This window comes from Desulfogranum japonicum DSM 18378 (genome assembly GCF_000429945.1).
In the GTDB taxonomy this organism is placed as follows: Bacteria; Desulfobacterota; Desulfobulbia; order Desulfobulbales; family Desulfobulbaceae; genus Desulfogranum; species Desulfogranum japonicum.
The window spans coordinates 1-12,027 of the sequence record NZ_AUCV01000073.1 but is presented as its reverse complement, the minus strand read 5'-3'; the positions used below and the strand labels follow the sequence as shown (position 1 = coordinate 12,027).

The following is a 12,027-nucleotide window of genomic DNA, read 5'->3' as shown; positions in this document are numbered from 1 at the left end:
CTATCAACGTCCTGTTGTGACAGCATAATCCTTGATGCGTATTCTTGGGCTAATTTTTCTATTTCAGGATCAAGCGGCACCAAAATGGATTGACCGGCAAGGATCGCTTCAATCCTCTTAGTGAGATCCGGCCACTGGTCCCTGGGCAAGGAAAAACCTACACCTAAATTAAGCAGGGTATATTGCTTTACGCCTTTATCTGTCCGCTTGGATTCAACAAGGCGATAGGTATAATACTGCCCACCGTCTTTCCTTCCTTTGATTGTAGTTCTTCGAATATACATGCATCGCAGCTTGGCATAAAAAAGTCTGCATGTCAAGTATTTATTATTTTTTATGGCACTACAAGCGACGGTGAATTTTTATGTGGCTGAAATTCTGACGATTTATTTTTTTAGCGCAACGAAAAACTTTCATCAGGGGAGACTTTGAGAATAATTGTCAAAAACTTGGGTTAAGTTTGAGTGAGTTTCAAAATTCATGAACTTTAGAATGGCAATCTTAATCTTCAAAATTAAGAAACGTTATCTCAACACTGAATTTTTACTTTCCGAAACTCAGTTTCTGTTTTGATCAACTAAACCAGCTTGGCACGCGAGTCGTATGCCGAGTTAAATGAGAGACTCAACACCACCGTCCGTACATGATGAGAATCCCCAAACAGCCATTGGTCAAAGCAAGAAATTGAAAAAGCCAATTTATAAAGGAGGAGCCTTTCCTATATATCCCTAAGGTTACGAAAGGGACGAATAAAAGGGGAATTGTCATTATAGCGAAATATATGATTGTTGGTTCTTGCTTGAACAGGAGGAGGTAAACGACCCCAAAGAGACTTCCGTAAAAATATAAAATATCAAGTGGTGACTCCACAGCAGGTAACGCGATGAAAAAACAGAACATTGGAAGCACTGGAGCCAGTAAATATTTAAAATATGTCACCATAGGTCGGAACATTTCTACGGAGGCATGTTAGCTGGATAGGAGACATATTAACTATGTGGGCTTGAGCGAAAATCATACATTACAGGTGGCAAGCTTAACGGTTTTGACAAGCCGTGACGCTGTGTCTTTGTGGTTGGTAGAAACCTATACGAAAACCGCAGAGCTAACCTCTATAGGTTTAATTGTTTTGCCATGATCAACTTGCGACAAATGATGCAACATGCTACAGTTGTTACAAGGTAAAAGAAAAGGAGATTAATATGTCTACAACCAGTATACGACTTGACCAAGAATTAGTTGATAAAGCCGCCATTATGGCAAAAGCATTAAACCGTACAACGCCAAAGCAAATTGAGCACTGGGCTAAAATCGGTGAAATGATGGAAGATAACCCAGACCTACCATATGAGTTCGTTAGGCAGGCCATCATCGCAAAAGCCGAAAAAGAAGCCGGTAAGCTCGAGGAATACGACTTTGGCTAAAATTACCCAGGTTCTTCAAACACCAACTTTCAAAAAAGCTGTCAAGAAACTCCAACAGAACCAAAAGAAGGATCTGGACAAAGCCGTTAACGAACTTATCGAAAATCCTCTTTTAGGTGTCCAGAAAAAAGGGGATCTGACTTTTTTACGAGTTTACAAATGTAAAATGAATAAACAGCTCACCCTTCTTGGTTATAGCTATGAGGACGGAACAGTCACTCTTGAATTAATGGCTCTCGGTACCCATGAGAATTTTTACCGGGATATAAAAAACATTTTCTAGGAGCCTGCCCTCTGTGCCAAATATAGGCGAAACATCTACCGTTTGAAAATAGGAGTAATCTCAACCAGGTGAACTTGAGCAAAAATCATACATTTCATGTAGCAAGCTAATCAGAGTAAAAAAATTAAAAATATACCCTGCATCGGACAATAGATGATGTAAAGTTTATACGACGTCGAATTCTCTACCTTTACGAAGGTTATGTTGTGCCTTTATTTTACATATGAACTTCCTCGGATAATGCCATATCTTTCGAACTTTACTCTTTACTCAATTTTTGCATTCAGTCCTCCTTCACAGGATCTTAGTCGAGCCCACGAAATTAATCGCTGGTCGGACTGAATGCACTTTTTTTTTGCGTTAAGTCCTATGTAGCTAAGCTCCCGTAGGAGACGCTTGCCCGGCGAGGGTGTCCTTCGCTCGGGTGTAGCCGGTCTTCCTTAAAAAAGCAGGGAGAAAAGAAAATAAGGAAAATTAGCATGATACACAACATCATTTTTCCATGATTTGTCAATAATTGTGTTTTAATGCCAAAAATCGCCATTTTTGACAAATTGTTGAAAATGCCTTTTTTCAAAATTTCGCAATTATAGTCAGATAGAAAAGTGTTTTTTTAATATAGACCGGCTGCACCCCCTTCGCTCGCCCATAGGCCCAGCGAAAAGGGAAGCAAGGATCAAGAAAAAATGCCCCTGCCAGATTTGGCACAAATGAAAGCCCTGGCAGACTTCCTTATCATTGAATATATGCTCATTTTTTCTTGAGGCTTGCTGAGTGCTCGCTATAAAAATAGCCCTTTTTACCCACAGATTTGCCTGAAGAGCCAGTTATTTTAGTCAATATGCTTACTTCACGCTGATTCAGTTTATCCACTCACCTCCCTCCAGTAGCAGCGCTTGCGAAATGCCCGAAACTTGAGCTTGTGAAGCTGCACCAAGGTGGATCTATAGGGTATCAAATCAAGGTACTTTAACAAATCCCTGGCAATGTGTCAGCCTAAAATTACGCCCTATGACCAGTTAACTATTTATAGTATCGAAATAATCATACCCTGCCTGTTCAAATGATCATGTTAGAATATCAAGGCTTTTTGTAAATTTTACTTCATCTGGCAAGTTTTTTGTCTGTAGAGTCAGTGACCAGCGGCAAAGCCGGGGGTTTACCTAAAGGAAATTATTTCACTTCAACTGTTACAGAAACTTCTTTGATTCCGTAGGAACCGATGCCTTGGAGGATGTAGGTAGTGGTTTTCTCTGGAGTAACTACAACACTACCTGTTACAGATTGACTGCCGGAAACACCGTTGATAAATACTTCTTTCGCTCTGTTGCTCTCCCAACTGAGAACAACAGATTCTCCACTGGTTATGGTCGACGGTGTCGCTTCTGCAGACAAAAACGGAGGGGTGAGAAATGGAGACCAACTTATAGATCCAGTGAGGGCACCTGGATTAGCAATTTCTTCAAATGAATTCAAGCCTTGCCTGTCGCTTATGTATATGCTACCTCCGTTGCCAAAAGCCACATATTGTCCATCGGGCGAGAAACTCGGAGAATAGCAACTTGCGTTCCCACAATCTACCAGCTGAGTTTTATTATTTCCATTTTTATCCATCAACCAAATATCCATAGCCTCTGCACCGTCACGATCCGATGAAAAAACTATCCATTCTCCATCGGGAGACCACGAGGGTTGAGTATTGTTATACGTATCATTAGTGAGTGTACGCTGTGCGCCACCGTCAGCACTTATTACAATAATGTCTCTTTTGTCTTGCCAACTTGCGTTGGTTTCATCGTATATTCGGTAGAGATAATAGGCGATTTCATCTCCTCCAGGTGACCAAGCGGGAGTGCTCCCGTAAAGATCTGTAAGTTGTGGATCATATTCCGTTAACTGCCTAGCTGTCCCGTTCTGGACATCAAGAAGTACTATATTGCTAAATTCAATCAGGCCGTTAGTGTTCATTGCTAATGCTGCAATATGATTACCATCAGGCGAAAAAGAAGGGTTTGCGACTGGCTTACCGTCATTGTTTAGCGTGCATAATATATTATTTGGATACGGTAGCTCTGATAGAATATCAATGACAACAATATCTCTAAAATAATCATCCATGGGACATAAACCATCACTATCGACTTGTGCGCAAGAATGGTCTTCGAATGCCATCTTGGTTCCGTCGTTGCTCCATGCCGGCGCAAAATACCAGGGATTAGGGTTAGTTGCATTGGTTAACTGATATGGATGAGAACCGTCAGGTGAGACAGTATAGATATTGCTAGTATGAGGTTGTCCTCCTGGCTGATAAAGATAGGCTATTCTCGAATTGTTGAATTCGTATATCTGCGCGGTGACGGCTTCCTGCTCACTTCCAAGCGTTCCTTTGAAAACAACTGTAAAAGAAATATCGTAAGCTCCTGCCGGGATAGGATTGTCTTTCAAATCAGCAGAAATATCAATGTATTCAAAGTTAATAGGATCGGCTGCACCTGAAATAGTATGAATATCCTTAATATTCTTATAATAGCGTTTCACGCTTGAGGGATTAGCCGGATCAGGAGCCATATAGCTATAAACCAACTCAATTGCACCGGATAGAAATTCTTCTACTTTTTGCCCCTCTTCTATTGGTGGACTCATATTTTTTATAGAGCAATTTATTCCCGTTATAGAGGCATTTTCTCCAAAGGTAAGTTTTGGTTCTTGAATATCGATTTTCCCTCTAAAAAAATAATCAAGCAAAGTCGCGGAATACCCTACTGCCCGTGGAATAAGTTTTTTAGCATATTCAAGATAACATTGATCATCCAATGTAAATTTTAAATCCCAGCGTACTTCTTCCGCCCCATAAAGAATATAACGAGGTTTTATGAATTTATCGATAACCTCACCATGTTTGTTTTTTGCGATGTAAACGCCTTTATCAAGTTTGCCATCCCGAGCGTAGATTTTATGTAGTCTTTCATCGAGCTGATCATCTGGGTAATCTTCGTCAGAAATGCTATCCCGATTTGGAAATGGAAAATAATGTACAGTATTCGTCTCTGGTTGAAATATAGTAGCATAACTAACAAAGTTTCCATTTGTGTACTCTGCTAGACCAATATCAGAATGAGTTTGAGGTATATCATTAGCATTACCGAGATAAGTGGTATCCCAAAAGTTGGTTAACGCTTTTTCTCCTGTGAACCGAGTACTAATATTACCAGCAAGTAGTGGCAGGACTTCCTGTTCAAGATTATCACGAACATATCCCTCAAAAGGGTTACCGATCCATTCTTTTCCACAGAATATATCTCCATCCGGGCATCCTATAAATTGAGTATGCCCCTGTGAGAAGTCATTTCTAGTGTGAGCTGGAACAGCCATATCTTGAAGTAAATGTAATACATAGCCAAGTGTTCGGAATGTTTCAGCCAATAACTCTTCCCTCTGTTGGGCATTTTCTGCCGTGAGCGCTGAATAAAATAATTTTCTTGCCACGAACCAATTTCGCCCGTTTTGTTCTGTTGAGGCGGCAACGCCATTAACATTTGATGGCATAAGATTTCCAAGATTATCGCTAAAGCCAGTAGCCCAGGAAATATTAGAGTGCTTTGTCCGAAATGGAGAAGTTAACTCACACCATACGTCGACAATCCATTTTGGGTCGGTTAACCCTGATCTATCCCAAGATATAAGTGGGTTGTGAAAATGGTTGGAAGCTCGACAGCTAGGCTCATCTTCTTCTTGGGATCCCTGTTGTAACCATTTTGCAATCGTTTGTTCTTTGCCTCTATTATATAAAGATTTTTTAATACCATCGTCAATACCAAGTTGAGACTTAAGAACTCCCTCATCTAAACGCGAGTTGAATACGGACTCCTCGGTTATGATTTTATGGCTATATTTATTGTCAAATGCAAATGATGCATTTTGCAATATAATAAATAACATTAAAATGTAAATTAACTTTCTAGACATATATGACCTTTTTAAAAAATACGTTTTATATATGCAATTAAAAAAATACCCTCTCTAATATACATTTGGTATATTTTTTATTGTAACTGGTTTTCGTTTAGGTTTTCTTTCGATTTGAGCGTAAGGCTTATGTGATTTTAACTCTTCTATTTCAAATGGTATTTCATGCCTGATTGCCTTTTGATATTTTGAATCATCGATCCCAACTTTACTAAAATCAGCATAAGAATCAATAAATCTCCCATGGCTGATAAAACTGTATTCGTCTTTCCAAGTTTGCATATATACAGCTTGGTCCTTCATTAAAAATGATTTTCGTTCTTGTAAACGAGGCAGTTTCCAGTTCTCAGCATAATATCCCAGATATACAAACCTAGAATCCCAGCCTACATAACCTGCCTTATAGATCTTAAGATGGGGTGTTTGTAGAGCCAGCCTACCTAACGTACCTGGTATTGAAAAATTTCCATTACTGTCAGTTACCACCTCAACTACCTTAGCTGTATACGCAAAGGTTGGACCAACAAGACCCATATTTTCCCCTCCTACCCATTCAGCCAATGCTACAGCTCCTTCAATGGGTTTATTAGTTTCGACGTCGAGTACTCGAAAAGTTGTGGAGGTAGCGCACCCGCCGCATATAAATACTGACAGAAAAAAGAGTCCTTTCAATAGACTATTAACGGAATAACTGATTGCGATAGTTAAAAATCTCTGATTTTCCATATACCATTCACTCCTTTCTGAAAATAAATGTAATGCGTTACACTCTCAGGTATTCCTTTAAAGATTATATCTCTTTTTATGCGATACTCTGCCGTATCATTCTTCTGGTAAACCAACTCAATAGGTTGCATTTCAGAAGCTATTTGAGCCATTCTTGATTCTATGATGGAAAAAATCTCTTCAAATATCTGTTGTTGATGTGGTGCAAATTCTTTTAATGCTACTTGATGATCACTGGCAAGCATAGCTTGCTTCATCTTTTCCCATTTGGCTTGCAAGAGTGTATCAAGTACGACTCTGTCATAAACCTGGATCGCCACACTATCAGTATATATGCTACCATCTTCATCCTGCAATTCCGCAGTAAAGATGTAGATGCCTGGTTCTATCATGGTAATCTCCCAGGTATCCTCTTCTGTTCCGGAAACAAACTGCACTTCACCTGCTCCGGTGTAGCTGATATCCAGAGGCGCATCAGTAGAGAAGCTGGAGCCGAAACTGAGTAACGCTTGCAGCGAGGCCAGGCCGGATTCGGTGTGAGCATTTATGGTGATATTGCGGTCAGGGAGTTCTGCATTAAGAGTAATACTCTGTGTGATTTTTTCCCCATTGACATCAGTAGCTACAACCGAAAGAGTGTTCTCTCCCTGGTTCAACGGAACATGATTAGCCACAAACTGACCATTATCCACTAAGGCAACAATACCGTTCACTGTTACTCCGGTTTCAAGACCTCCTTCATGAGTGATGGTACCAGTGACAAGTACACTGGACCGAGTGACTACAGTACCGTCAACTGGAAAGCTCAGTGTCAGGGTTATTGGACTTGCTGGAGTTACACTAATCATTTGGGATGATGTAACGGTGCCGCCTTTACCGACTGCGGTCAGTGTATAGTTGACATTCTGCGTTGGGGAAACTGTCAATTCTCCGGAACAGGGTACTGCCCCGATATCCGGGTCAAGAGTGCATGTTTCTGCATTCTCGGAGTTCCAGGCAAGGAGACTCGTATCACCTTCGATAATACTGGTTGGAATTGCTGCTAAAGAAGCTGTTGGTTCAGGATAGGCTACTTCTACTGTTAGATGTTCAGTAACAGTACCGCCGGGGCCAATGACAGTAATAGTATACTCCGTGCTCTCTGTTGGGCTAACCGCGAGTGTACCGTTTATGTTCACAGCTCCTATATCCGGACTGATGTGTACTCGTTTCGCATTATTTGTAGACCAGGTTAACGTCGCACTGTCACCATACTGGATGGAAGGTGGAGTTGCGCTGAAGGACACTGTAGGTTTTGGATGAATAACTGTGACAGACGCCTGTTCCACGACAACACTGTCAACACCTGTGGCTGTAATGTAATACGTAGTATCGTTTGTCGGCGTGACTTCAATTGTCCCGTCGAGCTGAACGTCACCAATGTTTGGCCTGATAGCGACGGTTTCTGCATTTTCTGTGTTCCAGCTCAGAGTTGCTGTTTCTCCTAACTGGAGTGAAAGCGGAGATATGTCAAAATGTATTACTGGATCAGGATGATCAACTGTTACAGAAATGTTATGGGATACGCTGCCGCCAAGACCGTTAGCGGTTGCTGTAAACTGTGTAGTTACCTCTGGGCTCACTGTTAAGGAGCCTTGAGAAGGGACTGTCCCTATACCCTGGTTAAACGTAACAGTATCTGCTCCCGTGCTTTCCCATGACAAAACCGCTGACTCTCCTGCCGAGATACCTGCAGGTTCAACCGTCAAGGTCAATGCAGGGCTCGGGTGAATAACCGTAACAATCATCCGTTCGATAATTGTTCCGCCAGGGCCAGTTGCCGTAACTGTGTATGCAGTTGTGTTTCCAGGGAAAACAGTAATACTGCCAGCGGTATCGACAAGGCCAATATCTGGTTCTATTATTATCTGGTCTGCGTAGCTACTATCCCAACTGAGAACCGTTGAATTGCCTGCCAGAATGTTACCTGGGCTTACTGAGAGATGTACAATTGGTGGTTGATCGCTTGGAATCACGGTAATAGTTACACTGTCTGTGACTGTACCGCCAGGACCTGATGCCGTCATCTTGTATGTGGTAGTTGTGGTTGGGGCTACTGTTCGTTCGCCTCCGAGTTCCACTTCACCAATACCTTGATCAATAACACTGGTTGTAGCATTAGCATAAATCCATGTCAGCTTTACAGTCTCGCCTTGAGTTATGGTAGTTGCTGAGGCCTTGAGATCTGCCATTGGGTAGACAAATCCCACATTGGCGTATGAAGTATGTGTTCCCCCTGGCCCCTGAGTGGTCAACCTGTATGTGGTCGGCTTGGTAGGCGTGACTGTCATACTGCCGTTAAGGGAAACGGGTCCTATATCTGGCGATATAGAACAAGACGAGGCGCGGGTGCTGGTCCAGGTAAGAGTGGCACTGTCACCGACTTTCATGGTTGTCGGATCAGCAATCAATCTCCCGTACGGGGCAGGTTGATAAAGTGTAATATTTCGTGAAACAGGACCTCGTTCATTTGTAGCTGTGACGGTGTAGGTTATTGGTAAGTTTTGTGGGGTTACAGTCAAGGAGCCTGTTAAGGGTAATTCACCAACACCCTGATTCATACTCACTGTATCGGCACAGGAAGCATGCCATTGTAGTGTCACAGAATCTCCAAGTTCTATACCGTAAGCAGTAGCATAAAAGCTCAACCCTGGGTAATTGGGAAAATTTACTGATCTGTTTGTCGTACCTCCTGGACCCGTAGCCGTTATTGTATAGCTACCGGCTGAGGTGGGAAATATTTGCAGGGAACCGTTCAAATCAACATCACCAAGTTCTGAAATTGACACATTATCTGCATTCGTGGTTGACCAACTCAGCGTTAATGGGTCTCCAGGAGTTACATTGCAGGTTGGAGAAACATTGAAATATGCAGTTGGTCGTGGTGGAGGTGGCGGTTCCTGGATAACTACTGTAGCTGAATATTTCCTTTCTGCAGCCGCATTTGCTAAGGCAAGATAATATGTCGTTGTTTCTGTCGGTGTAATCTCCAACGAACCAGCAGAATCAATTTCGCCGATCTTATGGTCAATGCTTGCATCAGTAAAGCATTGAGGATTCCAGGTGAGAGTAGTGGATTCTCCCTTTGATATATACCGTGGCGAAAAATAAAAACTGGCACTTGGAGATAACGGGACGGTCCTTTTCGTTAGCGCTGCATCATTAAAAGCAGTCAATGTGAAAACAACAGGCTCATCAGGCGATGGTATTGTTAAACTACCATTGGGCTCAACTTCTCCTATACCCTGATCGATAAGAACGGTGGTTGCCCGAGTTGTTGACCATGTCAAAGTAATATCACCCCCTGGGTTAAAACCTGAGCAAGGCGATACAGAATATTGTATCGTGGGATATGAATTTACATAAATCCTGAAAGATTGCGTTGCCTCACCACAGCGACCATCGTCAACTCTGGCTGTAACGTTATAGTATCCCATCTGTGTTCCAGATGGAGTCCACTCTATGAGACCGGTTGACGGGTCTATAGTCATTCCTTCAGGAGCTTCTGTGAGGGAATACGTCAGTACATCATTATCAGGGTCAGTTGCCTTTACCTGATATTTATAGGGAGAATTCCAATATACAGAACCAGGAGCTCCTGAGGTAATCACAGGGTAATCAATTCGACCTGGTTCTGATTGACGGGACATGGAATGAACAGGAGTTATTTCTCCAGTGCTGCCATCAAGATCAAATACATGCCAGACATTACCGTAGCTATTAGGCACATTAAACACCAAGGGCTCTCGGTCACCATAAAAAACTTTCACTACGGCTCCAGAGCGCGCAAGCCAATAACTATTGGAATAACGATTTGTAAAATCATGGACATAATAACGGTATGTCCCTGATACACGATCCGTTAAAGTAATAGTTTCCGGGCCATACCCATTTCTGTCATCAAGGTCCAAGCTTGCTGTTGGTATGTTTTTTTCAAAATAATAGCAATGATAACGGCAGCCACTTTCACTTGGCACTGTCAAATGTGCCTCGAGATCCTCAGGCCGATCATTCCATGTTAAGATGATACGAATCTCGTTCTCTGCCAGAAGTGGGGAAAGCACTACGTCCTGATTGATTAGCTCAACAGACTCCCCTAAAGATACAGAACGTTGATTTTCAATATAACCGTCATGAGTAGCTATAATGATATACGAACCTGCAGCTACATCATGGAAGCGAAAGAGCCCCTCGCTATCACTTGTGGTACTTGCGACAACCGAACCAAGAGACCGCTATCGTCAACATGCAGTAACACCTGGACATTGGGTAACAATGAGCCGTCAACAGCGTCGATAATATTTCCAGATAGGCTGCTTTTTCCTTGGGAGGTTTGACAGAGGGTTGCATTGAAAGAAATGAGATTGTTTACTTCATCCGACTGATCGTATGAACCAATCCCTGTCCCATCATCGTCAACTTTGGCAAATATCTCTGCTCGCGCCGCGTCAGGATGAGGCCACGTAAAAGAAATCTCCTCATAATCAGTTGGTTGCAGATCAGTTGTACTGACAGTTGTTCCAATCAGATTACCGTTAGTATCAGGGTTCCCATCATAAAAAGATATTGGTACACCTGCTGGAAGGCTACCATTCCCATTATTCCTGAGTTTCAGACCAAAAGTAACTGAATCGGGGCAGTTCTTGGAAGTGAGTTGTAAATTCGAAGCGACTAAATCATAAATGGGATCGTGTATCGTTTGAATAATTTCAACGTTAAGAAAGGTGCCGGGTTTACTCTCCAGTTCTACCCGTATAGTGTTCTCTTCCAGAAGGGTGATTGGTATCTCAAGAAGATAGGTCTTATGCTTAAAGTCGTCGTGAGTAAAAAGCACCTCACCGTTTAGCTCTATGACTCCTGAGGTTACTCGCAAATCCTGATTAGATTTTTCTCCTTTCAACCCATTATAGATAACCAATCGCGCCTCTCCAGGTTCTGCGCTAAAAATATCAGTGTAGATATTGGGGGAACCTGTTGTGCGAACATACTGTTGCGGACCAAATGCTGTAATTTCTGCACCGTTAGCATGCCCAACCAGAAGAAACAGAAAGATGAGCAAGAAGTAATTGTTAAATTGATTCATTGAATTCATTCTCTTACAGACTTTTTCCTTATCGAAAAATTCTTTTTCGACCAGTGCCGCACACTTGCGAGAGAGGTTAAAGAATATCTAACCTTAAAACGAACTCACCAAATGCAGGCAAAAACCAAAATTTACGTGAAAAATTATTAAAAAATGTAAAGATTCCGGAAAATAAAAAAACAACCCCTTTGACAGAAAAGACTGTCACTTTACGGAAACATTTTGTGCGGTATACAAAGCGGGAAATAGGCTTGTCAACAGGTCATTTTGTCATCGTCTAAAAAGCATTGGGAGACAAAGACTATTTTTTTACGGGTTTTCTGCGGAGATCCAGCGGGGAAGAATACGAATAGTTTTGGACGATTCTTCTATTAGCTAAAGTTTCCTGGAAATTATCACATCGCCGATCCCGATTCCCCTACGCGACCATGCGTAGCAGTGTTCTGACAAAAGATTTTTGCGTCTTTTGCCTCGGTAACGGGCAAATCGATTGAAAATCCTCACTC

At 42.0% G+C, this 12,027-nt stretch carries 7 protein-coding genes and 1 pseudogene; 2 read left to right on the top strand and 6 right to left on the bottom strand.

Features of this window, described 5'->3' with window-relative positions:
• Nucleotides 1-284 (bottom strand): annotated as a pseudogene (locus G493_RS30650) (IS1634 family transposase); the annotation flags it as partial.
• Between the two features lie 918 nt (nt 285-1,202).
• On the opposite strand from G493_RS30650, the gene G493_RS0121495 reads away from it, so the two are divergent.
• A complete protein-coding gene (locus G493_RS0121495) occupies nt 1,203-1,424 on the top strand; it encodes a TA system antitoxin ParD family protein (protein WP_028582031.1) in 222 nt (73 codons plus the stop codon).
• Complete coding sequence (locus G493_RS0121490) at nt 1,417-1,707, top strand: type II toxin-antitoxin system RelE/ParE family toxin (protein WP_028582030.1); 291 nt, start codon at nt 1,417-1,419, stop codon at nt 1,705-1,707. The genes G493_RS0121495 and G493_RS0121490 overlap by 8 nt, the downstream gene beginning before the upstream one ends.
• 750 nt (nt 1,708-2,457) lie before the next feature.
• On the opposite strand, the gene G493_RS34695 is transcribed toward G493_RS0121490, so the two are convergent.
• The 5 genes from G493_RS34695 to G493_RS32630 all read right to left on the bottom strand — a co-directional run bounded on the left by G493_RS34695 (nt 2,458) and on the right by G493_RS32630 (nt 11,521).
• Entirely contained in the window at nt 2,458-2,580 is a 123-nt protein-coding gene (locus tag G493_RS34695) for a hypothetical protein (RefSeq protein ID WP_269746338.1), read from the bottom strand.
• A gap of 300 nt (nt 2,581-2,880) precedes the next feature.
• The gene (locus G493_RS0121485) at nt 2,881-5,673 is read right to left on the bottom strand and encodes a PD40 domain-containing protein (protein ID WP_084813710.1); all 2,793 of its coding nucleotides are present in this window, start codon (nt 5,671-5,673) and stop codon (nt 2,881-2,883) included.
• A gap of 54 nt (nt 5,674-5,727) precedes the next feature.
• Nucleotides 5,728-6,399, bottom strand: a complete 672-nt coding sequence (locus tag G493_RS0121480; RefSeq protein WP_028582028.1) for a carboxypeptidase-like regulatory domain-containing protein — start codon at nt 6,397-6,399, stop codon at nt 5,728-5,730.
• Entirely contained in the window at nt 6,378-10,502 is a 4,125-nt protein-coding gene (locus G493_RS32635; protein WP_051309765.1) for a putative Ig domain-containing protein, read from the bottom strand. The genes G493_RS0121480 and G493_RS32635 overlap by 22 nt, the downstream gene beginning before the upstream one ends.
• A 101-nt stretch (nt 10,503-10,603) precedes the next feature.
• Nucleotides 10,604-11,521 (bottom strand): hypothetical protein, encoded by a 918-nt coding sequence (locus G493_RS32630; protein ID WP_051309762.1) that lies wholly within the window; start codon nt 11,519-11,521, stop codon nt 10,604-10,606.
• Between the last annotated feature and the right edge of the window lie 506 nt (nt 11,522-12,027).

Excerpts from the sequence above, each read along its gene's own strand:
- G493_RS0121495 (WP_028582031.1), top strand. The coding sequence starts at position 1,203 with ATGTCTACAACCAGTATACGACTTGACCAAGAATTAGTTGATAAAGCC.
- G493_RS0121485 (WP_084813710.1), bottom strand. The coding sequence starts at position 5,673 with ATGTCTAGAAAGTTAATTTACATTTTAATGTTATTTATTATATTGCAA.
- G493_RS0121480 (WP_028582028.1), bottom strand. The coding sequence starts at position 6,399 with ATGGAAAATCAGAGATTTTTAACTATCGCAATCAGTTATTCCGTTAAT.
- G493_RS32630 (WP_051309762.1), bottom strand. The coding sequence starts at position 11,521 with ATGAATCAATTTAACAATTACTTCTTGCTCATCTTTCTGTTTCTTCTG.